The organism is Marivita geojedonensis, from assembly GCF_002115805.1.
GTDB classification, from domain to species: domain Bacteria; phylum Pseudomonadota; class Alphaproteobacteria; order Rhodobacterales; family Rhodobacteraceae; genus Marivita; species Marivita geojedonensis.
Genome location: NZ_JFKC01000003.1, coordinates 135,856 through 160,083, shown reverse-complemented (window position 1 = coordinate 160,083; position 24,228 = coordinate 135,856). Strand labels below are relative to the sequence as shown.

Annotated in this window: 23 protein-coding genes; 9 read left to right on the top strand and 14 right to left on the bottom strand. The window is 62.3% G+C overall.

The genetic code is table 11. The features are described from left to right. Positions 1–32: 32 nt before the first annotated feature. The 7 genes from MGEO_RS05765 to MGEO_RS05735 form a co-directional block, all read right to left on the bottom strand. A complete protein-coding gene (locus MGEO_RS05765) occupies positions 33–707 on the bottom strand; it encodes a glutathione S-transferase family protein (protein ID WP_085635764.1) in 675 nt (224 codons plus the stop codon). Further along, entirely contained in the window at positions 704–2,644 is a 1,941-nt protein-coding gene (locus tag MGEO_RS05760; protein WP_085635763.1) for an ATP-binding protein, read from the bottom strand. Before MGEO_RS05760 ends, MGEO_RS05765 begins: the two co-directional genes overlap by 4 nt. A 95-nt stretch (positions 2,645–2,739) precedes the next feature. Further along, on the bottom strand, positions 2,740–4,341 hold the full coding sequence (locus tag MGEO_RS05755; protein WP_085635762.1) for a carboxyl transferase domain-containing protein: 1,602 nt from the start codon (positions 4,339–4,341) through the stop codon (positions 2,740–2,742). Between the two features lies 1 nt (position 4,342). Further along, on the bottom strand, positions 4,343–4,831 hold the full coding sequence (locus MGEO_RS05750; RefSeq protein WP_143746235.1) for a lysozyme inhibitor LprI family protein: 489 nt from the start codon (positions 4,829–4,831) through the stop codon (positions 4,343–4,345). Further along, positions 4,828–6,390: an AMP-binding protein gene (locus MGEO_RS05745; RefSeq protein ID WP_233139684.1), complete on the bottom strand. Its 1,563-nt coding sequence runs from the start codon at positions 6,388–6,390 to the stop codon at positions 4,828–4,830. The genes MGEO_RS05750 and MGEO_RS05745 overlap by 4 nt, the downstream gene beginning before the upstream one ends. Beyond that, positions 6,387–6,692: a hypothetical protein gene (locus MGEO_RS05740; protein WP_085635760.1), complete on the bottom strand. Its 306-nt coding sequence runs from the start codon at positions 6,690–6,692 to the stop codon at positions 6,387–6,389. Before MGEO_RS05740 ends, MGEO_RS05745 begins: the two co-directional genes overlap by 4 nt. Before the next feature lie 2 nt (positions 6,693–6,694). Beyond that, complete coding sequence (locus MGEO_RS05735; RefSeq protein WP_085635759.1) at positions 6,695–7,858, bottom strand: isovaleryl-CoA dehydrogenase; 1,164 nt, start codon at positions 7,856–7,858, stop codon at positions 6,695–6,697. A gap of 133 nt (positions 7,859–7,991) precedes the next feature. Between MGEO_RS05735 and MGEO_RS05730 the strand changes: the two genes are divergently transcribed. Further along, positions 7,992–8,441, top strand: coding sequence for a CreA family protein (locus MGEO_RS05730; protein ID WP_085635758.1), 450 nt, complete (start codon positions 7,992–7,994; stop codon positions 8,439–8,441). A gap of 41 nt (positions 8,442–8,482) precedes the next feature. Here the strand turns inward: MGEO_RS05730 and MGEO_RS05725 are convergent, their stop codons facing one another. Further along, positions 8,483–9,145, bottom strand: a complete 663-nt coding sequence (locus MGEO_RS05725; protein WP_085635757.1) for an HAD hydrolase-like protein — start codon at positions 9,143–9,145, stop codon at positions 8,483–8,485. A 105-nt stretch (positions 9,146–9,250) separates the two neighbouring features. On the opposite strand from MGEO_RS05725, the gene glmU reads away from it, so the two are divergent. From glmU to MGEO_RS05710, 3 genes are read left to right on the top strand one after another with little or no spacing between them, the layout of a single operon-like run. Further along, on the top strand, positions 9,251–10,600 hold the full coding sequence (glmU, locus tag MGEO_RS05720) for a bifunctional UDP-N-acetylglucosamine diphosphorylase/glucosamine-1-phosphate N-acetyltransferase GlmU (RefSeq protein WP_085635756.1): 1,350 nt from the start codon (positions 9,251–9,253) through the stop codon (positions 10,598–10,600). 4 nt (positions 10,601–10,604) lie between these two features. Continuing rightward, positions 10,605–12,422, top strand: a complete 1,818-nt coding sequence (glmS, locus tag MGEO_RS05715) for a glutamine--fructose-6-phosphate transaminase (isomerizing) (protein ID WP_085635755.1) — start codon at positions 10,605–10,607, stop codon at positions 12,420–12,422. Further along, positions 12,419–13,102, top strand: coding sequence for a DNA alkylation repair protein (locus MGEO_RS05710; protein ID WP_085635754.1), 684 nt, complete (start codon positions 12,419–12,421; stop codon positions 13,100–13,102). The genes glmS and MGEO_RS05710 overlap by 4 nt, the downstream gene beginning before the upstream one ends. Here MGEO_RS05710 and MGEO_RS05705 read toward each other — a convergent pair. After that, positions 13,091–13,582 (bottom strand): hypothetical protein, encoded by a 492-nt coding sequence (locus MGEO_RS05705; protein WP_106299121.1) that lies wholly within the window; start codon positions 13,580–13,582, stop codon positions 13,091–13,093. The genes MGEO_RS05710 and MGEO_RS05705 overlap by 12 nt on opposite strands. A gap of 80 nt (positions 13,583–13,662) precedes the next feature. Here MGEO_RS05705 and moaA point away from each other — a divergent pair, with 80 nt between their 5' ends. Beyond that, complete coding sequence (gene moaA, locus MGEO_RS05700) at positions 13,663–14,667, top strand: GTP 3',8-cyclase MoaA (RefSeq protein ID WP_085635752.1); 1,005 nt, start codon at positions 13,663–13,665, stop codon at positions 14,665–14,667. A 311-nt stretch (positions 14,668–14,978) separates the two neighbouring features. Here moaA and MGEO_RS05695 read toward each other — a convergent pair whose 3' ends face one another. Then, positions 14,979–16,109 carry an anhydro-N-acetylmuramic acid kinase gene (locus MGEO_RS05695; RefSeq protein WP_085635751.1) on the bottom strand — a complete coding sequence of 377 codons (1,131 nt, stop codon included), beginning with the start codon at positions 16,107–16,109 and terminating at the stop codon, positions 14,979–14,981. A 19-nt stretch (positions 16,110–16,128) separates the two neighbouring features. Between MGEO_RS05695 and tyrS the strand changes: the two genes are divergently transcribed. Then, positions 16,129–17,379 (top strand): tyrosine--tRNA ligase, encoded by a 1,251-nt coding sequence (tyrS, locus tag MGEO_RS05690; RefSeq protein WP_085635750.1) that lies wholly within the window; start codon positions 16,129–16,131, stop codon positions 17,377–17,379. Between the two features lie 82 nt (positions 17,380–17,461). After that, the gene (locus tag MGEO_RS05685) at positions 17,462–18,325 is read left to right on the top strand and encodes a GNAT family N-acetyltransferase (RefSeq protein ID WP_085635749.1); all 864 of its coding nucleotides are present in this window, start codon (positions 17,462–17,464) and stop codon (positions 18,323–18,325) included. On the opposite strand, the gene MGEO_RS05680 is transcribed toward MGEO_RS05685, so the two are convergent. From MGEO_RS05680 to MGEO_RS05670, 3 genes are all read right to left on the bottom strand, one after another. Then, positions 18,283–19,248: a DUF3179 domain-containing protein gene (locus MGEO_RS05680; RefSeq protein WP_085635748.1), complete on the bottom strand. Its 966-nt coding sequence runs from the start codon at positions 19,246–19,248 to the stop codon at positions 18,283–18,285. The genes MGEO_RS05685 and MGEO_RS05680 overlap by 43 nt on opposite strands. A 248-nt stretch (positions 19,249–19,496) precedes the next feature. Further along, positions 19,497–20,045: a peptidylprolyl isomerase gene (locus tag MGEO_RS05675; protein WP_085635747.1), complete on the bottom strand. Its 549-nt coding sequence runs from the start codon at positions 20,043–20,045 to the stop codon at positions 19,497–19,499. After that, positions 20,038–20,544 carry a peptidylprolyl isomerase gene (locus MGEO_RS05670; RefSeq protein WP_085635746.1) on the bottom strand — a complete coding sequence of 169 codons (507 nt, stop codon included), beginning with the start codon at positions 20,542–20,544 and terminating at the stop codon, positions 20,038–20,040. The genes MGEO_RS05675 and MGEO_RS05670 overlap by 8 nt, the downstream gene beginning before the upstream one ends. 123 nt (positions 20,545–20,667) lie before the next feature. Between MGEO_RS05670 and MGEO_RS05665 the strand changes: the two genes are divergently transcribed. Together MGEO_RS05665 and MGEO_RS05660 are read left to right on the top strand one after the other, a co-directional pair. Beyond that, positions 20,668–21,843 carry a phosphoglycerate kinase gene (locus tag MGEO_RS05665; RefSeq protein WP_085635745.1) on the top strand — a complete coding sequence of 392 codons (1,176 nt, stop codon included), beginning with the start codon at positions 20,668–20,670 and terminating at the stop codon, positions 21,841–21,843. Between the two features lie 149 nt (positions 21,844–21,992). Then, the gene (locus MGEO_RS05660) at positions 21,993–22,295 is read left to right on the top strand and encodes an FtsB family cell division protein (RefSeq protein WP_085635917.1); all 303 of its coding nucleotides are present in this window, start codon (positions 21,993–21,995) and stop codon (positions 22,293–22,295) included. A 29-nt stretch (positions 22,296–22,324) separates the two neighbouring features. Here the strand turns inward: MGEO_RS05660 and MGEO_RS05655 are convergent, their stop codons facing one another. Beyond that, positions 22,325–24,046 carry a hypothetical protein gene (locus MGEO_RS05655; protein ID WP_085635744.1) on the bottom strand — a complete coding sequence of 574 codons (1,722 nt, stop codon included), beginning with the start codon at positions 24,044–24,046 and terminating at the stop codon, positions 22,325–22,327. Between the last annotated feature and the right edge of the window lie 182 nt (positions 24,047–24,228).

The window sequence follows — 24,228 nt, the reverse complement described above, 5'->3', positions numbered from 1 at the left end:
TTCTTCTTTTTCAAAATATGCACGGCGCGCCATCAGCCCGCCGCCTCCCACGCCGGGTAGAAGTCCTGCGTATAAAGCCGCGCCCCGCCCTCTGCCGGCAGGGATTTCTGAAACTCCGGCCGCTCGGTGATCCGGTCGTACCAGTCGGACACTGCCGGATGACCGTCCAGCGCCGCGAAATGACGCGCCATGTAGACCGCCTGCCCGACCGACACATCCGCTGCGGAAAACCCCGAGGTCAGAAGGTAATCGCGATTCTCCACCGGGGTGGACAGCCGCGCCTCAATCGCATCGTAGCATTTCTTCAATCGGGCCGCCTCGAGCTTCATCACGACGGGCGAGCGCATCGCATCCTCGTAGAGCATGATATGCTGCTGCGTCAGCGCCGCGGCATGCTGACTGATCGTCTCGGCGAAATGCACCCAGACGAGCCAGGCCATCCGGTCCGGATCCTCCGGCCCGCGCCCCATGTTCGCATCAGGAAACCGTTCACAAAGATATTCGGTGATCGCACCCGTCTCGAACATCCGTTCGCCATCGATTTCCAGCGCCGGAACGCGCCCGGCCGGCGACAGCGACAGGTATTCCGGGCTGCGCAGCGACTTGTCGAAGGCATGCAGAACAACCTCGAACTCGACCTCAAGCTCGTTAAGCAGCCAGAGCGTGCGCATCGACCGTGTCTGCGGGCAATGATGCAAACGGATCATGTCTCTTCCTCTTCCAGCCGGATCAGAACGGCCCCTGCCTCGACCTGCGATCCCGCCTCGGCCATCACTTCGGCCACAGTACCATCTCGCGCCGCAAGCAGGCTGTGCTCCATCTTCATCGCCTCGAGGATGGCCAGCCGATCGCCTTTGGAAACGCTCTGCCCGGCAGAGACGAAAACCTGCCGCACCAGCCCCGGCATCGGTGCTTCGATCAGATCGCTTGACGCCCCCGCGCCCGCTTCGACATCCAGCGGATCGACATGGCGCACCACCCGCGTCGGATCGCCAAACACCGTGGTAACGCCGCTTTCGACAAACACCGCCCGCGCGGGCTGACCGTCAAAGCGCCAGCCATTGGCCCCGTGCCGCGCCTGTACCAGAGTGTCATCCACGGTCACGTCAATCTCACCCGGCCCATGGGTCACAACACGGCAGGTCAGGACCTGCTCATCACAGGACACGACCACATCCTGCGCAATCGGAGCCCAAAGAGCAAACCCGTCCAGCGGCTGCGGCTCCCTGTTCAGACCGACAAGCGCCAGCGCCGCCTGCGCGATGCCCGCAGCACCGGCTTGCCCAACCGAAACGAGCGTCTCCAGATCGCGCCCGATCAAGCCGGTATCCACGATGCCGTTTGAAAAGCCCTCGTGCCGCGCCAGCGCTCCAAGGAAAGCGAGGTTCGTCACCGTTCCGGCAACCTGAGTTTCCGCCAAGGCCTGGCGCAGCTTGCGCAAGGCCACCGCGCGCGACGGACCGTGCACGATCACCTTGGCGATCATCGGGTCATAATGCGGGCTGATCACGTCGCCCGTCCGCACCCCGGTATCGGCCCGCGCGCCCTTGGGAAAGGCCAGATGCGCCAACCGCCCGGTCGCCGGCAGGAACCCGGCCGGCACGTCCTCGGCATAGAGCCGCGCCTCGAAGCTGTGGCCGCTGATCGACAGATCACCTTGAGCACGAGGCAACGGCTCACCCGCCGCCACCCGCAACTGCCACTCCACCAGATCGACACCGGTGATGGCCTCGGTCACGGGATGCTCCACCTGCAACCGCGTGTTCATCTCCATGAACCAGAACCCGTCGGGGCGCAGCCCGTCCGAACCATCGACGATGAACTCCACCGTGCCTGCGCCCTTGTAGCCGATGGCCTCGGCCGCGCGCACCGCCGCCTGTCCCATCGCCTCGCGCATCTCGGGCGTCATTCCGGGCGCGGGTGCTTCCTCGATCACCTTCTGGTGCCGCCGCTGAAGCGAGCAATCCCGCTCAAAGAGATGCACCGCTTTTTCACCATCGCCGAAAACCTGCACCTCGATGTGGCGCGGACTGGTGACGTATTTCTCGATCAGAACAGCGTCATTTCCAAACGCGCCCCGTGCTTCGGCCTTGGCGCTTTCCAGACCGTTGACGAAATCCTCGGCGCGCTCGACCAGACGCATCCCCTTGCCGCCGCCTCCGGCCACCGCCTTGATCAGCACCGGATACCCGATGGCCGCAGCCTCGACCTCCAGATGACCGGGATCCTGATCGGTACCGTGATAGCCCGGCACGACCGGTACGCCCGCCTTTGCCATCAGCGCCTTCGCGGCATCCTTCAGCCCCATCGCCCGGATCGCCTTGGCCGACGGGCCAATGAACACCAGCCCCGCCGCCTCGACCGCCTCGACGAAATCCGGGTTCTCCGACAGGAAGCCATAACCCGGATGGATCGCCTGCGCGCCTGTCGCCTGCGCCGCCGCAATAATCGCTTCCCCGCGCAGGTAACTCTCGCCGGGCGACGCGCCGCCAAGCGACACCGCCACATCCGCCATCTCCACATGACGCGCCTGCGCATCGACGTCGGAATGCACCGCCACGGTGCGCACCCCAAGGCGTCGGCACGTGTCGATCACCCGGCAGGCAATCTCGCCCCGGTTGGCTATCAGGATCGTGTCAAACATCTCGCACCACCGCTTCTCTTCATCTTGCCCGTAAACTCCGGGGGTTTGGGGGCTGGCCCCCAATGTGACCTGAGGTTTGGGGGTCGGCCCCCCAATTACATGCGGAACACGCCGAAACGCGTGTCCTCAATCGGTGCATTCAACGCCGCCTCCAGCGACAGCGACAGCACCGCGCGCGTCTTGCGCGGGTCGACGACCCCGTCATCCCACAGCCGGGCCGAGGCATAGAGCGGATGCGCCTGTTCCTCGAACATCTCGATGGTCGGGCGCTTGAATTCCGCTTCTTCCTCGGCCGACCACGAACCGCCGCCGCGTTCGATGGCGTCGCGCTTCACGGTCGCCAGAACGCCCGCTGCCTGTTCGCCGCCCATCACGCTGATGCGCGAGTTTGGCCAGGTCCACAGGAAGCGCGGCTGATAGGCCCGACCGGACATGCCGTAGTTGCCCGCACCGAAAGACCCGCCGACCAGCATGGTGATCTTCGGCACCGAGGTGCAGGCCACAGCCGTCACCATCTTCGCCCCATGCCGCGCGATGCCTTCGTTCTCGTATTTCCGACCCACCATGAACCCGGTGATGTTCTGCAGGAACACCAACGGGATCTTGCGCTGCGAACAGAGCTCGACGAAATGCGCACCCTTCTGTGCGGCCTCGGAAAACAGCACGCCGTTGTTCGCGATGATCCCCATGGGCCAGCCGTCGACATGGGCAAAGCCCGTCACCAAAGTCTCGCCAAAGCGCGGTTTGAACTCGTCGAAATAAGACCCATCGACCACACGCGCGATGACCTCGCGGATGTCATAAGGCGTGCGCAGATCGCCGGGGACAACGCCGAAAATCTCGTCAGGATCATATGCGGGATCTTCCGATGCTTGCCGCAGACCGGATTTCGGCGCTCCGCCCAATGACCCAACCGCCCGCCTTGCCAGCGCCAAGGCGTGTGCGTCATCCTCGGCCAGGTAATCCGCCACACCCGAGAGCCGCGTGTGCACATCACCGCCGCCCAGATCCTCGGCCGTGACAACCTCGCCTGTCGCCGCCTTCACCAAAGGCGGACCGGCGAGGAAGATCGTGCCCTGCTCTTTCACGATGATCGTCACATCCGACATCGCGGGCACATAGGCGCCGCCCGCCGTACAGGACCCCATCACCACCGCAATCTGCGCGATACCCTTCGCGCTCATCCGCGCCTGATTGTAGAAAATCCGCCCGAAATGGTCGCGGTCGGGGAAGACTTCGTCCTGATTGGGCAGGTTCGCGCCGCCCGAGTCGACCAGATAGATGCAGGGAAGATGGTTCTCTTCCGCGATCTCCTGCGCGCGCAGGTGTTTCTTGACGGTCATCGGGTAATAGGTGCCGCCCTTCACCGTGGCGTCGTTGCACACGACCATGACCTGACGGCCCATGACCCGGCCCACACCCGCGATCACACCGGCACAGGGCGCGGCCCCGTCGTAAAGCCCATGCGCAGCTGTGGCACCGACCTCCAGAAACGGCGATCCGGGATCGAGCAGGTTCGCCACACGGTCGCGGGGCAGCATCTTTCCGCGCGAGACGTGCCGTTCCCGTGCGCGGTCGCCCCCACCCGCAGCGGCCAGCTCTGCCGCCTCGCGCACCACGCGCAACGCCTCTTGGTGGGCAGCGATATTCGCCTTGAACTGTTCAGACGAGGCAATCGCCTGTGATCGAAGTTTCATCTTAGTGTCCCCGCATGTCGCGCAGCTCGATCGCGCGTCCGGCTGTCATGGTCAGGTGGCAGTTGGCCGCCACGATGGAACGGATGGTTCCATCCTGCCACATCGCGTAACGCGCGGCGCAATCGGCATCGCGAAAGGCAATCCACGCCCGTTGCGCATCGCGCAGGGCATCCGTCCGGTCCATGACCTGCGACAGCCCCTGTTCGTCGGCGGTTTCATTCGCCATCTGCGTCCACTTGTATTCCTCGTTCAGGATCACATCCCACATCGCGGTTTCGGCCTGGATGCACTCGGTGATCCCGATGGTGGTCGATCCGCCAGGCCGCTCCTGACATTGGCCCGATGCCTGCCCCAGACAGAGCGGATACAGCGCCCCGATCTCGGTGTTTTCAAAGCAATCCCGAACGAACTGTTGGTCGATTTTCAAGTCCCGCGCTCCGCCCATCTGCGGGGCGCACACCAGCGCCACGATCATCACTATGCGCTTCACGCCTGACCCTCCCGACTGGCCCGCGCCTTGAGCTCTTTGCGGATCACCTTGCCGGTGACGGTCATCGGCAACTCGTCCAGAAATTCGATTTCCCTTGGATAAGAATAACTTGCAAGGCGAACCTTAACCCAATCCTGAAGATCCGTTACCGAAGCGTTAACGCCGTCCTTGAGCACCACATAGGCCTTGACGATCTCTGTCCGCAGCGCGTCGGGTTTGCCCACTACACCACAGGTTGCGACCGCTGGATGGGTCAGCAGGCAATCCTCGATCTCTGCAGGTCCGATGCGATACCCGGCTGAGGTGATCACGTCATCCTCGCGCCCCAGAAAGGTAATCGTGTCGCCCTCCATGACCCCACGATCCCCGGTGACCAACCAATCGCCGCGATACTTCTCAGCGGTCTCTTCGGGCTTGCGCCAGTATTCCAGCATCATCGACGCCGATCCGCGCCGCACGGCGATGTCGCCCTCTCCGTCGCAGGGCACCCCATCCGGCCCGATCACCGCCACCTGATGCCCCGGCACAGCGCGACCCATCGACCCCGGCACAGCGTCAAAAGACGCGCCACAGGACGACACGATCATGTTGCATTCGGTCTGACCGTAGAATTCGTTGATCGTCACGCCAAACGCGTCGCGTCCCCAGGCCAGCATCTCGGCCCCGAGCGGTTCGCCGCCACTGGCGACCGAACGCAGACCGTCGATCCGGGCATCCGCCGCCTTGAGCATCCGCAGGGCGGTTGGTGGGAAAAACACATTGCGCACAGTGCCTTCCCGGCAAATCCTCGCGCACTCCTCGACCGAAAACTTCGGCATCCGCGCCGCAACCACCGGAACCCCAAGCGCCAGACCCGGCATGAGCACGTCGAACAGACCGCCGATCCACGCCCAATCGGCGGGCGTCCAGATCACGTCGCCGTCCTGCCCCAGGAAGTCGTGGCTCATCTCGACACCGGGCAAGTGCCCGGTCAGCACCCGATGCCCATGCAGCGCGCCTTTGGGCGCCCCCGTCGTGCCACTTGTGTAGATCAGCACCGCCGCGTCATCCGGTCCGGTCTCGACCATCGCGCGGGTGCCGGATGATGCGCCCAGATCGCTTCGGGTGACTGTTGCAACGCCCAGCCCGGTCAGTTGGACAACGCCTTCGAGGTCGGTCACGACAACGCCGAGCCCCGCATCTTCAATCCGCGTGCGCAGCGCTTCGGTCTTGAACAGTTTGAAAAGCGGGACCGAGATGGCGCCAAGCCGCCACGCCGCGATATGGGCCGCGGCGCACAAGGGGGATTGCGACAGCAAGACGCCCACCCGGTCGCCCTTCATCACGCCGCGCTCGATCAGCGCCACTTCAACCTGCCGTGACCGATACCAAAGATCGCCATAGGTCACGGGGCGCACACGCTCCGGCGTCACCTCGATGATCGCAACGCGCCCCGGATCGGTGGCGGCCCAACCATCACAAACCTGATGCGCCATGTTCAGCGATGCTGGCAGGTCCCAGTCGAAGCCTTTGCACAGCGCATCATATGGCGCGGGTTTGAGCATCGGGCGCGCGGTCATATCGATGGCCCCTCCGGCAAAGTCTGCCCCTCGGTGGACATCAGACGACCAAATCGGGTGACGTGATAGACCAGATCATTGCATTTCACGGTAATCCACGCCCCCTCGACCTGCCCGGCAAGCCCGACGCAATCGCCGACCTGCGCGGTGGAGCCGCCGTCCTGTGTGACATAGCGCGTGGCAATGGCGTTGATCACATCGGTCTCCGTTATCGTTGCCGCGATCCAACCATAGCGGAACGCAAGCAATGCGCCCACCAGCGTGGCAAGTCCCAGAGGCACGAACCACACCCAGCCTGGCATGGTCAGCTCATCGCCGCCATCATTTCGCGACCCACCAGCATACGCCGGATCTCGGACGTGCCCGCCCCGATCTCCATCAGCTTGGCATCGCGGAAGATGCGCGCAACCGGCGCGTCGGACAGGAAGCCCGCGCCGCCCATCGCCTGAACCGCCTGATGCGCCTGCACCATTGCCTGTTCGCTGGCATAGAGACAGCAGGCGGCCGCGTCCTGACGGGTCACATCCCCCCGGTCGCAGGCTTTGGCGACTTCGTAAACATAGGCGCGGGCCGAATTCATCGCCGTGTACATATCGGCCATCTTGCCCTGCATCAGTTGGAAATTGCCAATCGGCTGGCCGAACTGCTTGCGCTCGGCCATGTAGGGCATGATCTCGTCCAGACAGGCGGCCATGATGCCGAGGCCGATGCCTGCAAGGACCACGCGCTCGTAATCAAGGCCGGACATCAGCACGCGCACGCCCTTGCCCTCTTCGCCCAGCACGTTTTCGAAGGGCACTTCGACGTCGTCAAAGATCAGCTCGGCGGTGTTCGACCCACGCATCCCCAGCTTGTCGAAATGCGGGGAGGTGCTGAACCCTTTCATCGACTTTTCGATCAGGAAGGCGGTGATCCCCTTGGACCCGGCATCGGGATCGGTCTTGGCGTAGACAACCAGCGTGTCGGCATCCGGACCGTTGGTGATCCAGTACTTGTTGCCATTCAGCCGGTAGTGGTCGTTGCGCTTTTCGGCGCGCAGTTTCATCGACACCACGTCCGACCCTGCCCCGGGTTCGGACATCGCCAACGCGCCGACATGCTCACCGGAGATCAGCTTTGGCAGGCACTTTGCCTTTTGATCGGCGGTGCCGTTCAGCTTGATCTGGTTCACGCACAGGTTGGAATGTGCGCCATATGACAGCGAGACCGAGGCCGATGCCCGCGCCACCTCTTCCACGGCGACGGTATGTGCAAGATAGCCCATGCCGGCACCGCCGTATTCCTCGTCCACGGTGATGCCCAAAAGGCCAAGTTCGCCCATCTCGGTCCAAAGCTCTGCCGGGAAGTTGTTGGATCGGTCGATTTCGGCCGCCATCGGCTTGACGCGTTCCTGCGCCCAGCGATGCACCATCTCGCGGAGGCTGTTGACGTCTTCTCCCAGATCGAACTGCATGGTGGCATTGAACATACGCTGTCTCCCCCGACGCGATTTATTGAACGCTTGTTCAAATACTAATCGCAACCTAAGCCTTCGGTCAAGCGTTGGCTTCGTGTAGCCTCTGCACGTCTGCACGGCAGGCCCTCAGATCAAGGATTGTCCCATGCGAATTCTTCTCACCGCTGCCCTCCTCACTTGCGCCGCTCCCGTTTTTGCCGAGGAAGTCGGACAGGTTGGGGTCGACTGGGTCGGCAATGACATCATCATCGAAGCCATCAACGACCCGGATGTGGCTGGCGTGACGTGCCACATTGCCTATTTCGAGCGCGGCCTGATTGACCGGCTCAGCAAGGGCAACTGGTTCGAAGACCCGTCGAACGCGTCGATCTCATGCCGCCAGACCGGACCAATCACGATTGGTGATATCGACCGGAGTGACAGCGGCGAAGACGTGTTCCGCGCCTCGCGGTCGATCATCCTCAAATCGCTGCGGGTGAAGCGCATCTTCGACGAGAAGAATCAGACGCTGATCTACGTCGCCCACGCGGCGGAATTGACCGACGGGTCGGCCAAGGTGTCGATGTCCACCGTGCCGCTTTACGGGTCAGATTGAGCAGCCATCCTTGGGTTCGACCCGAAGGTGACTTCGTTTACCTACCCCAGCAGCCGCACCACGACCTCGGGCAGCTCGTCGAAGTGCTGGATGATCGCGTCCGGTTCCAGCGCGGCCATGTCCCCACCCGCAGGGCCGAATCCGACCAGCACACAGGCAACCCCCACAGCGCGTGCGGTGTCGCGATCCGTGACCGTGTCCCCGATCAGACAGCTTTGTCCGACAACGCCCCCCGCCCATTCGACCGCAGCGATGTAAGGCGCTGCATCCGGCTTGCGGGTGGGCAGCGTGTCAGCCCCGATCAACGAGCTGAACGCATCCCGCACCCCAAGGCGCGTCATCAGCGTTTCCGCCAGACCTTCGGGCTTGTTGGTGCAGATCCCTACAGCCATTCCATGTGACTTGAGCGCCTCAACCGCCTCCATCGCACCGGGATAGAGAACGGTATGCGTGTCAATCGCATCGCCATACGCTGACAGAAGCACCGGGTAATACTGGTCGATCAGATCAGCGGAATACTGCCCAGAGCGTTCCAACCCGAGCGTCAGCATCGCTTTTGCTCCACGCAGCGCCGTACCGGCATCCCCCATGGGGTCAAGCCGCGAGTCGAAACCCATACGCTCAAAGCAATGATTGGCTGCCGCAATCAAATCCCCACTGGTGTCGGCCAGCGTTCCATCGAGGTCAAAAATCACCGTCCGCACCGCATCTCTCCTGTCACATCTCGCAACCACAAGTGAAATAAGCCGCCTTGCGGCACTCGGCCAGAGCGATAAAAGGAGCAGAGGCAAAAGACAAAGAGAAACTCGATGAGCACAGCCCTAGTCATTCTAGCGGCGGGCAAAGGCACCCGCATGGAATCGGACCTTCCGAAAGTCCTGCACAAGATCGGCGGCGCGCCGCTCCTGCACCACGCGATGCTGTCCGCCTCGGCCTTGGAGCCGGAGCGCACAATCGTCGTGACCGGGCATGGAGCCGAGCTTGTCGATGCCGCCGCACAGGAGTTCGACCCAGACGCGATTGCCGTCCGCCAGGAAGAACAGTTGGGTACAGCCCATGCCGTCGCCCAGGCACGCGACGCGCTGGACGGCTTTGATGGCGACGTGATCGTACTTTACGGCGACACACCTTTCATCACCACGGATACGCTGGAACAGATGATCGCTGCGCGCGCGGCACATGATATCGTTGTGCTTGGGTTCGAGGCTGCTGATCCCGGTCGTTATGGCCGGTTGATCATGGATGGAACAACGCTGGATCGGATCGTCGAATTCAAGGACGCAACCGATGAAGAACGCGCCATAACACTCTGTAACTCTGGTGTTATCTGTGCCGATGCCCGCACGCTCTTTGATCTGGTGGCAGACGTGGGCAACGACAATGCCTCTGGCGAATACTACCTGACTGACATCATCGGTCTCGCCAACGCGCGCGGCCTCAAGGCCACCGCCGTCACCTGTGACGAGGCGGAAACACTTGGCATCAATTCCCGTCTGGAACTGGCCAATGCCGAAGCGCTTTTCCAACGGAACAAACGCCGCGCTTTGATCGAAGATGGCGTGGTGATGCAGGCCCCCGACACGGTGTTCCTGTCCTTTGACACGATCATCGGCCGCGACGCGGAAATCGAGCCCAACGTGGTCTTCGCCCCCGGCGTCACTGTCGAATCCGGCGCCCGCATCCGCGCCTTCAGCCATCTCGAAGGCGCGCATGTCAGCCGCGGTGCCACCGTCGGCCCGTTCGCCCGCCTGCGCCCCGGTGCCGAACTGGCGGAAGACGTGCATATCGGCAACTTCGTCGAGATCAAGAACGCTGCAATTGATGAAGGCGCAAAGGTCAATCACCTCACCTATATCGGCGATGCCGAGGTTGGCGCGCGGTCGAACATCGGAGCAGGCACCATTACCTGCAACTATGACGGCGTGATGAAGCACCGCACCACCATCGGACGCGACACGTTCATCGGATCGAACACCATGCTGGTCGCCCCGGTGGCCGTCGGCAACGAAGCGATGACCGCGACCGCCACCGTGGTGACCAAAGACGTCCCGGACGGCGCAATGGCCATCGCCCGAACGGAGCAGACCAACAAGGACGGTTTCGCGCGCAAGCTTTTCAGCATCCTGCGCGCCAAGAAAGCCAAGCAGGCAAAGGGTTAAGCGTATGTGTGGAATTGTGGGCGTTCTCGGAGAACACGAGGCAGCACCGCTGCTTGTCGAAGCGCTGAAACGGCTGGAATACCGCGGTTATGACAGCGCAGGGATCGCGACAGTCAACGAAGGCACACTGGATCGCCGCCGCGCCGTCGGCAAGCTGGTGAACCTGTCGGATCTGCTGGTCCATGACCCGCTGCCCGGCAAATCCGGCATCGGCCACACTCGCTGGGCCACCCATGGAGAGCCCAACACCAAGAACGCCCACCCGCACCAGTCCGGCCCGGTGGCGGTTGTCCACAATGGGATCATCGAGAACTACAAGGAACTGCGCGCCGAACTGGCGAGACACCAGATCACCCCGGAGACCGACACGGACACCGAAACCGTTGCCCTGCTGACCCATCACTACATGAAGCAGGGGATGAGCCATGTGGACGCGGCCCGTGCCTGTCTTGCACGACTGGACGGCGCTTTTGCGCTGGCGTTCCTGTTCGATGGCGAAGACGACCTGATCGTTGCCGCCCGCAAGGGCAGCCCCCTGGCCATCGGCCATGGTGAGGGCGAAATGTTCGTTGGATCGGACGCCATTGCGCTGGCTCCTCTGACGGATACGATCACCTATCTCGAAGAAGGCGATTGTGCCGTTCTGACCCGGCAAACGGTTGATATCTTTGATGAAAGTGGCGCCCGCGTGACCCGCCCAAGCCGCAAGATCAACACGGATGCGACCCGTGTGGACAAAGCCGGCTACAAACACTTCATGGCCAAGGAAATCGCCGAGCAACCCACGGTGCTTGCCGATGCGCTCCGAGCCTACCTGGACGGCAATCAGATCGTGATGCCCGACGCGCTGCCCGATTTCACCAAGATCGACCGGATCACAATGGTGGCCTGCGGCACGGCTTTCTATGCCTGCCTGACAGCGAAATACTGGTTCGAACAGCTGGCCAGACTTCCTGTCGAAGTCGATATCGCGTCCGAGTTCCGTTACCGCGAACCTCCGGTCACACCGGGCACGATTGCGCTCTTTGTATCGCAGTCGGGCGAAACCGCCGACACTCTGGCCGCGCTGAGGTACTGCGCCGGGAAGGCTGACAGCATCCTGTCCGTCGTCAATGTATCGGAAAGCTCCATCGCACGTGAAAGCGACATCGCCCTGCCCATCCACGCAGGGGTCGAGGTGGGCGTCGCCTCGACCAAGGCGTTTACATGCCAGCTCAACACGCTGCTGCTTCTCGCGCTGAAAGCGGCCGTCGAACGAGGCGCAATGTCTGCTGGCGACTGCGCTGAAAAACTGACCCAGCTGCGCGCTCTGCCGGGGCTGTTCAACGCCACGCTGGATCGTGACCCTACAATCGCCGACGCGGCGCGGCAGATCGCAGAGGCTCGCGATGTCCTGTTCCTCGGGCGCGGCCTGATGCACCCCCTCGCCCTTGAAGGCGCCCTTAAACTCAAAGAAATCAGCTATATACATGCCGAAGCTTACGCATCAGGCGAACTCAAGCATGGCCCCATTGCGCTGATCGACAAATCTGTACCCGTGATCGTCATGGCCCCGCGCGACGCACTGTTTGAAAAGACCGTGTCCAACATGCAGGAAGTCATGGCCCGTGGCGGGAAAGTCTGCCTCATCACAGATGCCGCTGGCGCAGAAGCCACCGGATCAGACGTTTGGCGTACCATTACCCTGCCCGAAGTCGATCCGGTCCTGTCGCCTCTGCTGTACGCATTGCCTGCGCAGCTTCTCGCCTATCATGCAGCAATCGCCAAAGGCACAGACGTGGATCAGCCCCGCAACCTCGCCAAATCCGTTACCGTGGAATGACACTGGACGAGGCTCTGTCGGAACTGCGCGCCCGGGCGCAAACGGGGCGCGCAGAACAGATGGCCGCCTATCACAAGGTCGACCGCCCCTATCTGGGCGTCGCCAACCCTGACACCGACGCACTTGTCCGGGACTGGCGCCAGCAGATTGACCTCGACACACGGCTGCGGTTGGCGGCGGATCTCTGGAACACCAATATCTTTGAAGCGCGCGTGGCCGCCTCCAAACTGCTGACACAGGCCCGGATCAAACCATCCGACGAGGCCGCATGGCAGCTGATCCAAAGCTGGGTGCCAGATTTCGACAGCTGGGCCATTGCCGATCACGCCTGCATGGCCGGTCAACGCCGTCTGACCGCTGATCCCTCCCGCCTCGATACAGTGGATACATGGACAGCCAGCGATCATATGTGGACCCGGCGCGCCGCGTTGGTCATCACCCTGCCGTGGACCAAGCAAAACCACCCCACCGCCGATGAAACCGCAGCCCGCGACCGCATCCTTGGGTGGGCCGCAGGCTATCTCGATGACACCGACTGGTTCATTCAGAAAGCCGTGGCGTGGTGGCTCCGGGACCTCTCACGCCACGACCCTGATCGCGCCCGAGCGTTCCTCTCCAAACACGGTGACCGGATGAAACCCTTCGCCCGCAAGGAAGCGGCGCGGCATTTATCCGCCTGAAAACAGCACAACCTCCGCCAAACCCGTCAAGGGCACACCGATCAACCGCATCGCGGCAAGTGACATCCGGCTTCCGGTGCCGTCAGCGGGAAGCAGATCGACCTGGGCAGATTGCCCGGTATCGGGATTAACAACGCGCCCCTTGCCCGGCGCGGAGACAAGCGAGGTCTCGACCCAGAACCCCGGTCGCGTCGGATCGCCCAGCGACACGATTGTTGACCCGAGTGCGCGCTCGGCACTTACCGGTGCGCTGGCAGCTGCTTCGCGTTCGTCGCGGGTGGTGGTGTCGAACTCTTCAACCGTCCGCGCTGTCGGGGGCGGTCGACGGGCAGATGTATCGAGCGTTTCGGGCCGCGACTGGGGACGCATCTGCCCATCAGCAACCGCTTGGACAGGCGGTGCATCCTGTGTTTCTTTTGGCAGAATCCCGCATCCTGCCAGAACGGCACAAAGCCCCAGAATTCCAAGTTTCTTCTGCACCGATACCTCCGACCATCGTCCCACAAAACCATATCGTCCCATACTTGCCCAGCCCCGAACGAAAGGCTAGGCTCTGCGGCATGACACCGCTTATTGATCCCTTTCAGCGCGCGATCTCCTACCTTCGCGTCTCCGTGACCGACCGCTGCGATTTCCGCTGCGTCTATTGCATGTCGGAAAACATGACGTTCCTTCCAAAGAAGGAACTGCTGACGCTGGAAGAGCTGGACCGTATGTGTTCGACCTTCATCCGCCTCGGCGTGGAGAAGCTCCGGATTACCGGGGGTGAACCGCTGGTCCGGCGGGACATCATGACGTTCTTCCGGGCGATGACCCGGCATCTGGATGCGGGCGCGCTCAAGGAACTGACGCTGACGACAAACGGCTCGCAGCTCGACCGCTTTGCTGGTGACCTTTTCGATGCCGGTGTACGCCGGATCAATATCTCGCTCGACACGCTGGACGAACAGAAATTCGCGGACATCACCCGTTGGGGCCGCCTGCCCCAGGTTATCAAGGGGATTGATGCCGCTCAAAAGGCCGGCATGCGGGTCAAGATCAACACGGTGGCCCTCAAGGGCTTCAACGAGGATGAGTTGTTCACCCTCACCGAATGGTGCAAGAGCCGGGACATGGATCTGACCTTCATCGAGGTCATGCCGATGGGCGATATCGGCAACGAGGACCGCTTGGGCCAGTACTGGAAACTCAGCGACCTGCGCGACGAACTGCGCAAGGAATACACACTGACCGACCTGCCCGAACGCACCGGCGGCCCCGCGCGGTATGTCCGTGTCGAGGAAACGGGACAGAAGATCGGCTTCATCACGCCGCTCACGCATAATTTCTGCGAAAGCTGCAACCGCGTCCGACTGACCTGCACCGGCGAACTGTTCATGTGTCTGGGGCAGGAAGACAATGCCGACCTGCGCTCGGCCCTGCGCAACCACCCCAACAGCGATGCCCCACTGGAACAGGCGATCCGCGACGCGATTGCGCTGAAACCCAAGGGGCATGACTTTGATTATTCCCGCCAGACCGTCGATGGACGCGTCTCGCGACACATGAGCCACACCGGCGGTTGAATTGCGGTGCATGCGAGGGGCCAGCCCCTCGCGCTCCCCGAGGTATTTTCAGCCCAAAGAAACCCATACATCGCAAGAACGCCCGCCACGAGCAGATCGCGGCGGGCGTTGAAGCAATCCGACATGTCAGTCGCTTCTTCGGGCACGGTCATCGGCGCCTCCGCCTGTACCGTATCTCAGAAATAGCCCGACAGCCTTAACAATTGGTTTCTTCGGGCCCAAAATACCTCGGGGTTTGGGGCAGCGCCCCAATCGCTTGGCGCGCAAGAAGCGCGGCAAGCTGATACTGTGCGCCGCAGGCGCGCATTTGATCACACCCGCGAAATCTGCCCGCCGCCAACTGGCGCCCGCACACCTGTCGTACCTGGTGCCGAGGTCGGAAGCCCACGCAGCACCCGCACAGCGAGATAGGCGAAGGCCTGCGCTTCAAGCATATCGCCGTCCAATCCCACCGTTTCGACCGGCAGCACCGGACAGTCGAGCGCGCTTTCCAGCATTGCCATCATCACCGGGTTGCGCCGCCCGCCTCCCGTGACCAGCACCCGCTCCGGCGGAACCGGACAATGCTCCATACCCTGCATAACCGACGCCGCCGCCATCGCCGTCATGGTCGCCGCTGCATCCGCATCGCCCAGTTCCCTCACGAGATCGAGCATGAGGGAAAAATCATTTCGATCCAGAGACTTGGGCGGCATCTTGCGGAAGTACCCTTCCTCAAGGAACAACTCCAGAGCACCATCGACCACTTCGCCCTGCGATGCCAACGCGCCGTCTTGGTCGAACGACAAACCGCGTCGTTCCATCAGCAGATCGTTGATCGGCGCATTGGCCGGCCCGGTGTCAAACGCGAGAAGAGCGCCCTCCTCCTCCGGCGCGCGCGACAATGGATCAACCCAGGTCAGATTACCCACGCCGCCGAGGTTCAGAAAGGCCAGAGGCGCCTCCGCCCCGATCCATTTCGCACAGGCCCAGTGGAAAAACGGTGCAAGCGGCGCGCCCTCGCCTCCCAACTCGACATCGTTCGAGCGGAAATCCCACACAACCGTGCGCGCCAGCGCCTCGGCCAGGGCCGCTCCATCGCCCAGTTGATGTGTACCGCGCCCACGCGGCTCGTGCGCCAGCGTCTGGCCGTGGAAGCCGACAACATCCGCATCGAACCCTTTGAGCGCGGCTATATGCGCCCGCAGCACGACATCCGCCGCCGCATCAAGGTCGTCGCCCGGCCATTTGCCCAACGCCGCACGCAGAACCACCTGTTCGTCAATCGAATAGGCGCGGTAACCCGACGCGCCGAACTCGGAAATCGTCACCCCATCTGTCCGCACCAGCGCCGCATCGACCCCGTCCAGAGACGTGCCCGACATTGCGCCCAAGGCCCAGATCGGTTCTGCCAACTTGCCCTTCACCTTTTGCCCTGCCCTGCGTATAGCTGCCCCCACCATTCTATAACGAGGCAACCCCATGACCTACCATCCCAAATCGGACTTCATGCGCGTCATGATGGAGCGTGGCTTTCTGGCCGACTGCACCGATTATCAGGGCCTTGACGAGGCACTGATCAAAGGGGTGGTGCCGGGCTATATCGGGTTCGACGCCACGGCGAAATCGCTGCATGTGGGCAGTCTCATCCAGATCATGATGCTGCGCTGGCTGCAGAAAACCGGGCACAAGCCGATCACGCTCATGGGCGGCGGCACCACCAAGGTGGGCGACCCGTCCTTTCGTGCGGACGAACGCCCGCTTCTGACGCCGGAACAGATCGACGACAATATCGACGGCATCAAGCAGGTCTTCGCCAAGTACATCTCATACGATGACGGCCCCACTGGCGCGCTGATGCTCAACAACGCCGAATGGCTGGACGGGTTGAACTACCTCGATTTCCTGCGCGATATCGGGCGGCATTTCAGCGTCAACCGCATGCTGTCGTTCGAGAGCGTGAAATCGCGCCTCGACCGCGAACAGTCGCTGTCCTTCCTCGAATTCAACTACATGATCCTGCAGGCCTACGACTTCCTCGAACTGAACCGCCGTTACGGCTGCCTGGTGCAGTTCGGCGGCTCGGACCAGTGGGGCAATATCGTCAACGGCATCGACCTGACCCGCCGCGTGCTGGATCACGAGATCTACGGCCTCACCTCGCCGCTGCTGACCACGAGCGACGGCAAGAAGATGGGCAAATCCGCCGATGGCGCGGTCTGGCTCAATGCCGACATGCGCTCGCCCTATGAATTCTGGCAGTTCTGGCGCAACACCACCGATGCCGATGTGGGCCGCTTCCTCAAGCTCTATACTGAGCTGCCGATCGAGGAATGCAACCGCCTTGGCGCGCTGGCCGGGTCCGAGATCAACGACGCCAAGATCATCCTCGCCAACGAGGTGACAATGCTCTGCCATGGCGCCGAGGCCGCTGCGGCAGCCGAGGCCACCGCGCGCGAAGTGTTCGAGAAAGGCGGCATCGGGGATGACCTGCCGACCGTCGCCCTGACTTCGGACGAGATCGGTGACGGCATTTCCATCGTGCAACTGATCGTCAAGACAGGCCTCGCCAAATCCGGCAAGGAGGCCAAGCGCCTGATCGCCGAAAACGGTGCGCGGCTTGATGACGAACCACTCACCGATGCGGGACTGATGATCGACGCGGCGGCCCTTGCCAACCCGATCAAGCTCAGCGCCGGCAAGAAGCGCCACGCTCTGGTGAAGATGGGCTGAACAAAAAAACAGCGCCCGGCGTCTTTGAGGATGCCGGGCGCGCGTTAACAAAACGGCAACCTTCCCGCGCGATGTTGCGCACATGTTGCCCAATCCGCTCCCGCAATCAGATGCTTACGCCAACACCCTGCGCGCCCTTGGGACGCGGGTGCGCACCGACGCGATTGGTCATCAGGGGCGCTGCCTGATCCAAACCCGTCACATCCCGCTCATTGGACCCGTCAACCTCATCTCTCGCGGTCCGGTCGGGCTTGCCGCCGCAGATGAGGCCGCGTACCTGCACAGTCTTGACCTGCGCGGACCGCTGATCGTGAACACCAACAGCCCGGAAACACCAACCGACGGGTTGATCAGGCTGTCCAGACCGAAATCCGTGGCTTTGCTTCCGCTCTGCGAACCACGCCGAATGCGGAAGACCTTGCACCCTTCCTGGCGCGGTGCCCTGAACAAGGCGGAAAAGGGCGATCTGCGTATCACCAACACGGCATATCACCCGACGCACCACGCCTGGCTCATCCAAGCCGAACGCGCCCAGCAAAAATCACAAGGCTACCGCAACTGGCCCATACGCCTGCTCGACACGTTTGCCCGGGAAAACCCCGGTCAGGCCCGCGTCATCACCGCGCAGAACAGCGACGGACCGATCGCCGGAATGCTGATCCTCTGCCATCGACCGTGGTCGACCTATCACATCGCCGTCACGACGAAGGCCGGTCGCGCGGCAAATGCGCATACTCTCATGCTGTGGAAGACGATGATCTGGCTGCAGGCCCGAGGCTACAGCACTTTGGATCTCGGTCTGCTCACCGGACCGGACGGTCTTGACCGGTTCAAGCTCCGCACCGGCGCACACAGACATCACCTGGGCGGCACATGGCTGCGCCTCCTGCCTGCGTTTCGCCGTCAGTTCCCAAGCATCCAGATGCCCTCCGGCCAGAAGGCGTGATAGGCAAAGGCGAACATCACGTCATGCGGCACATCCCGGCCCTGCCCGTCGCGCACCCGGATCGACCCGACATCGCGGCCATCCCCGATCCGGCCCGTATCCAGCGCCGAGGCTTGCCCCGAGCGCCAAGAGATCACAACACCGGCCTCGCGGACTTCGCCCTCGCGCGCCAGCCGCTCCATGGGCCAGGCCCGGTCCCCCACCCGGATCACCCGCGCAAGCGCATCAATCCCATGCGGCGGCAAGTCTCCTGAATAAAGGAACGGACGCGCCGAACTGTCATAGCCCCGATACGGATTGCGCCCATAGTCACGGTTGTGGCCCGGCTCCGCCATCACCAACCCGTTGGGATGACGCTCCAGAAACTCGGCCCAGCTTTCCATCCAGCTTGGCAGCGTCCTCAACTCGGCCCCGGTCAGGTCGCCGACAATCGCTTCACCAATCGCCTGCTGCCACCAGCTTTCCGTCTCCCGGTCATACATGATCATGTCGGAATGGCGCAGCTTGCCGGATACGCCAAAGCTCAACACCCGGCCATCGATCCGCCGGTCAAAAGTCAGTGCCGAATTGCAGAGCGGGCAGAAGGTCACCGCCACGGGCACACCACCCACCACATCGTTCACGATCTCATGCCAAGTCAGATAGCGGATCGGATAGGCCCGCGCCTGTCCACCCATCTCAAGCGTGATCACCGGCTCCGTCGGGTCAATCCCGGCCTTGTCCGAGGCGGGCACGAAATCCGGATTGTCCAACGCCGGGATGCCATCCTTGGGTGGCCCACCGGACAGGATCTCCACCCAATTGGATACAGAGGTCTTTTCGAAATTCGTGTCCGGCCATTCATACCGCCAGAACTCGGGGCTCGCCCAGACCGATGAGGCCAGAACAAGTGCCAGCAGAACCGAAACAAATGGCAGACGCATCAGACATCCTCCCCCTGATGCGATCAGTTTGCCGTAAAACCCGCGACGTGCACAGTCCGCCACACGCGTCTGTGACAGGGCGCGATCCGCTGCTTCTTCTTTTTACAAATATGCAAATGCGACTTTGCAAATCTTCAAACCCCCATGTCAGAGGCGAGACTTTGCAAACTTCAGCCGCCGCCGATGCCGCCCAAGGGCGGCAGCGGCTCAAACAGAGCGTGGCCCGATAGGGGCCACGCGCCGTAAAATCACTCGATCACCGTCACATCGGCCATCACATCGGGGCGGCCCATGACTTCGCCATTGCGACCTTCGCCGCGTTTGATCGCATCGACCACATCCATGCCTTCGGTCACAGTTCCGACAACGGTGTATTGACCGTTCAGGAAATAGCCTTCCTGGAACATGATGAAAAACTGGGAATTGGCCGAGTTCGGGTTCTGCGACCGCGCCATACCGACGACACCGCGATCAAACGGAAGATCGGAGAATTCCGCAGGCAGGTCGGGTCGGTCAGAACCACCGCGTCCCGCCATGCGCATGTCGCCACCTTCCAGCTTGCCGAACTGCACGTCGCCGGTCTGCGCCATGAACCCGTCGATCACCCGGTGAAAGACGATGCCGTCATAGGCACCCTCTTCCGCAAGTGCGGTGATCTGAGCCACGTGCTGCGGCGCCACGTCCTCGAAGAGGTCAATCACGACGGTTCCATTGGCCTCGCCCGCAATCTCGATCTGCAGACCTGTGGCCAGCGCCGGGGACGCCAGCAGCGAAAAGGCCAGCGCCAGCTTACGCATCTGCAGCCACCTTGACCGAGATCATCCGGTCCGGGTTCGCAGGCGGCTCACCACGGGTGATCGCGTCCACGTGTTCCATGCCGGAAATCACGCGGCCATAAACCGTGTACTGACCGTTCAGGAAATGGTTGTCCTTGAAGTTGATGAAGAACTGCGAATTGGCCGAGTTCGGGTTCTGCGACCGCGCCGCGCCCAGCGTGCCCCGGTCGTGCGGCAGTTTGGAGAACTCCGCCGGCAGGTCCGGCAGGTCCGACCCACCCGTGCCCGCGCGGCGCAGGTTGAAACCGTCTTCCATGTCGCCATGCTCCACGTCGCCGGTCTGCGCCATGAAGCCGTCGATCACCCGGTGGAAACACACGTTGTCATAGGCGCCGGAGCGGGCCAGTTCCTTCATGCGTTCGGAATGCTTCGGTGCCACATCCGGCAGCAGTTCGATGGTGACGGTGCCGTCCTTCAGTTCGATGAGGATCGTGTTCTCGGGGTCTTTGATCTCGGCCATGCCGCGCTCCTTCAGATGTAAAGTTGCGGCAACACTTAAGCCGCAGCATGCCGATTGCCAAGGACCGCATTGACCTCCGGCCCGCTCCCGGCCATCACGGGGCAAAGTGATCAGGAGGGGCATATGGCCTGGAAAACGCTCGACGACATGGATCTCGCTGGCAAGCGCGTGCTGACACGGGTGGACATCAACGTTCCGCTGGAAAACGGACGGGTGACGGATGCCACGCGCATCACCCGGATCGTCCCGACGATCACCGACATTCTGGCCAAGGGCGGAACGCCGATCCTGCTGGCGCATTTCGGGCGCCCAAAGGGCAAACCGAACCCCGAAATGAGCCTGCGCCTTGTCCAGCCGGCATTGGAAGAGGCGCTTGGCCGCGACGTGACCTTCATGGAACGACCGTCGCGCGACGAGATCGACGCCCTGCCCGCTGACGCGGTGGTGCTGGTGGAAAACACCCGGTTCACCCCGATGGAAGAGGCGAACGACCCCAAAATGGCGCAGTTCCTGGCCTCTCTTGGCGATGTCTATTGCAACGACGCTTTCTCGGCCGCGCATCGCGCCCATGCCTCGACCGAGGGTGTGGCGCATCTGCTGCCGTCCTGTGCCGGTCGTCTGATGGAGGCCGAATTGCGCGCATTGGAGGCGGCGCTGAGCAATCCGCAACGCCCCGTCGTGGCCGTGGTCGGCGGCGCGAAGGTGTCCACCAAGCTCGACCTGCTGTCGAATCTCATTGAAAAGGTGGACATCCTCGTGATCGGCGGCGGCATGGCCAACACCTTCCTCGCGGCACAGGGCGTGGATGTGGGCAAGTCGCTCTGCGAACACGATCTGGCCGACACTGCCCGCGCGATTGCTGAAAAAGCCACCCAGACCGGCTGCGAACTGCTGTTGCCGCGTGACGTGGTTGTGGCGCGTGAATTCAAGGCGGGGGCCGAGGCGCAGACCGTCAAGACCGAAGACTGCCCCTCGGATGCGATGATCCTCGACGCCGGCCCCGACAGCGTGGCGCATATCTGCCAGGCGTTTGACCGCGCGAAGACCCTGATCTGGAACGGCCCGCTGGGCGCGTTTGAAATCCCGCCCTTCGATGCGGCTACCAATGCAGCGGCGGCGTATGCGGCGGGGCTCAGCCGGTCGGGCAAGCTGATTTCGGTCGCGGGCGGGGGTGACACTGTCGCGGCGCTGAACAAGGCGGATGCGGCAGAGAGCTTCACCTACATTTCGACCGCAGGCGGGGCGTTCCTTGAATGGATGGAAGGCAAAACCCTGCCGGGTGTCGCCGCCTTGGGCTGATCCTGGCCCAAGGGCGAGTCCTGAAAGCAACAGCCGCAGGCTTCCTGAAGGTTTTGATGAAAAAAACATGACAGGGGAATTCCCTCGCGGAGTCCCCTGTGCAATTGTGACGCCACGCGCCCGGAAAGAGGTGCGATCAGAGGCAGATGATGACGCAACACCGCACACGACCAGCCCTTGGGGGACTTGTGTTTTTCGCAGGCTCGTTCTGCGTGGGTGCCTATTTCATCTTTGCTGCCGTTCAGGGCGATTACGGCGTGTTCCGCCGCGCCGAGATACTCGTCGAAACGCGAGAGCTGGAGGCCGAACTCGAGGCGCTCGAAATCGAAGTGGCGCGGATGGAAAACCTCACCCGGCGCCTCTCGGACACCTATCTTGATCTGGACCTGCTGGATGAACGCGCCCGTGACATGCTGGGCATGATCCGCACGGACGAAATCGTGGTGCGCTGACCCAGACGTTCCGCTGGCGGGATTTGCAGTCAGATGAACAGTACCAGCAGTCCGAGGAAGGGCAGCGCGGCGACCAGATCGGCCATGCCGTCATCGCTGTCATCCTCAGCCTCATCAAGCGCCTCCGCCTCTTCCATCGCGAGGAATTCATCGGGCGCTGCAGTGGCGGCGACTGTGGGAAAATCAATCACGCTGTCGTCGGTTTCGACCGCCGCTTCTTCTGTGAACGGGTCGATCATCGGTTCCGGCAGGGCTTCGGGTGCTTCGTTCGAAATCACGTCCTGAAATTCCTGCGACGGGGTAAAGCCGAACATTCGGACCTGCATGATCTCACCCTGATCCATCTGCACGGACAGCGTTGTACCCGCCATCACACTGGCCGGATCAAGCGCCTCGATTTCAACGGTTGAGGTGTTCGCCCCGATCGGATCGCCCTCGGTGACACCAAGAACCGTAATTTCGACGCGGCCGGCTTCGGACACCAGCCCCGAGAAATCCACCGACGTATCGGCCCCACCCTCTTCGGTGGCGGCGACGTAGAACAACAATTCATCCGGTTCCCAGAAACCGTGCAGCGCGATGCCGTCTTCCTCGACCTCGGTATCCGCACCGCTTTCCGGCGTGAGGTCGATCGCGGTTTTGCCGGGCAGCGCCTCTTGCATCATGCTGAAGATCGCCCCGCCCGGCGTCAGGTCGGCCTGACCGTCATCAACGCTCAATGTGTTGGGCGTGTTCTGAATGAGCGGCCAGACATGCGCCGTTTCAACATCATACCGGAGGAATTCCTCCATGATGTTGATCATCTCGTGGGACTGGTGCAGCCCGTAATCGCTGTTGCGGTCCAGCGACCCGGTGTTACCGGCAGTGTTCCATTCCGTCACCGCAATCTGCGCCTCGGGGATCTGTTCGCCCCATGTTTCGTCAGTATTGTTGAGGAAGAAGCTGCGCTGGCTTTCGGTCACCTGCCCGCGCGAGTAAACATGCACCGCGACCTGATCGACAGCGCTGCGCTCCGCCTCGGTGTCGAATTCGGACAGGATCATTTCGTTGGCGACGTTGGTCCAGTTGACCTCACCCGAACTGTAAAGACTGTCCGCGTCGAGGTTCAGGCCATGGCTGGCATTGAGGGCGGCAAGGATGTCTGCACCGGTCATATCGCCGCTGAACTGTTCATTCAGACGCGCATAGTCGAAGTTCGCGCCGGACTGCACGATGATGTCCGCGTCCGAATTCAGAGCGTTGAGTTCATCGTTGACGATGACCGCCATTTCACTCGCAAGGCGGCCATACTCGACCGAGGTCATCTGGCCGCTGCCCCAGTATTCGTTGCCCAGTTCGAACGCCTCGATCTCGGCCGATCCGTGTACGCCGCTGACCACATCACGCACGAAGCCGCGCAGCGCATCCTCGTCGATGGCCGCGAACCGGTCCCCGTTTGCATCCGCCGTTGTCGAGAGCAGATTGCGGGTCGGAATCACGACGGTCACCGACAGCCCCTCGGCCCCGGCGTATGACAGCGCTTCGTTGAGCGGAATGAAATCGCGCATTTCGCCGGTATCGCGGTCGGTGACGAGCGACGCATTGGGATTGGTGATGTCGAAATACCGTTCCGTCAGGGAACCGCCGGGGTAACGGAAGGATCCAACGCCCAGTTCCTCGATCAGGCGGTCATAGTCGCCGCCCTGCTCCAGTGAAGACCGTGTCGCAAGCACATTTGCGCCGAACAGCCCCTGAGAGGCTTCAGATCCCATAAATCCATACGCAGAGATTTCTGGCATAATTGTGGTCCCGAACTGAGCAGAGGCCTTAATCTCTCCTTATTTCAGCCACGATGTCTCTAGATTTGGTTAAATCAGCCCAATTTTGGCCATCATTGTCCGTCGGTCTTGAACAGTCCCCAGAGCGCTCCTGCCATTGTTCTGCCACATCTCGA

Coding starts and splice junctions, on each gene's coding strand:
- MGEO_RS05695 (WP_085635751.1), bottom strand. CDS start 16,109: ATGGTGGGGGCAGCTATACGCAGGGCAGGGCAAAAGGTGAAGGGCAAG.
- MGEO_RS05755 (WP_085635762.1), bottom strand. CDS start 4,341: ATGAAACTTCGATCACAGGCGATTGCCTCGTCTGAACAGTTCAAGGCG.
- MGEO_RS05665 (WP_085635745.1), top strand. CDS start 20,668: ATGGCCTGGAAAACGCTCGACGACATGGATCTCGCTGGCAAGCGCGTG.
- MGEO_RS05745 (WP_233139684.1), bottom strand. CDS start 6,390: ATGACCGCGCGCCCGATGCTCAAACCCGCGCCATATGATGCGCTGTGC.
- tyrS (WP_085635750.1), top strand. CDS start 16,129: ATGACCTACCATCCCAAATCGGACTTCATGCGCGTCATGATGGAGCGT.
- MGEO_RS05730 (WP_085635758.1), top strand. CDS start 7,992: ATGCGAATTCTTCTCACCGCTGCCCTCCTCACTTGCGCCGCTCCCGTT.
- MGEO_RS05685 (WP_085635749.1), top strand. CDS start 17,462: ATGTTGCCCAATCCGCTCCCGCAATCAGATGCTTACGCCAACACCCTG.
- glmS (WP_085635755.1), top strand. CDS start 10,605: ATGTGTGGAATTGTGGGCGTTCTCGGAGAACACGAGGCAGCACCGCTG.
- MGEO_RS05655 (WP_085635744.1), bottom strand. CDS start 24,046: ATGGGATCTGAAGCCTCTCAGGGGCTGTTCGGCGCAAATGTGCTTGCG.
- MGEO_RS05760 (WP_085635763.1), bottom strand. CDS start 2,644: ATGTTTGACACGATCCTGATAGCCAACCGGGGCGAGATTGCCTGCCGG.
- MGEO_RS05765 (WP_085635764.1), bottom strand. CDS start 707: ATGATCCGTTTGCATCATTGCCCGCAGACACGGTCGATGCGCACGCTC.
- glmU (WP_085635756.1), top strand. CDS start 9,251: ATGAGCACAGCCCTAGTCATTCTAGCGGCGGGCAAAGGCACCCGCATG.
- MGEO_RS05710 (WP_085635754.1), top strand. CDS start 12,419: ATGACACTGGACGAGGCTCTGTCGGAACTGCGCGCCCGGGCGCAAACG.
- MGEO_RS05670 (WP_085635746.1), bottom strand. CDS start 20,544: ATGGCCGAGATCAAAGACCCCGAGAACACGATCCTCATCGAACTGAAG.
- MGEO_RS05675 (WP_085635747.1), bottom strand. CDS start 20,045: ATGCGTAAGCTGGCGCTGGCCTTTTCGCTGCTGGCGTCCCCGGCGCTG.
- MGEO_RS05680 (WP_085635748.1), bottom strand. CDS start 19,248: ATGCGTCTGCCATTTGTTTCGGTTCTGCTGGCACTTGTTCTGGCCTCA.
- MGEO_RS05660 (WP_085635917.1), top strand. CDS start 21,993: ATGACGCAACACCGCACACGACCAGCCCTTGGGGGACTTGTGTTTTTC.
- MGEO_RS05735 (WP_085635759.1), bottom strand. CDS start 7,858: ATGTTCAATGCCACCATGCAGTTCGATCTGGGAGAAGACGTCAACAGC.
- moaA (WP_085635752.1), top strand. CDS start 13,663: ATGACACCGCTTATTGATCCCTTTCAGCGCGCGATCTCCTACCTTCGC.
- MGEO_RS05740 (WP_085635760.1), bottom strand. CDS start 6,692: ATGCCAGGCTGGGTGTGGTTCGTGCCTCTGGGACTTGCCACGCTGGTG.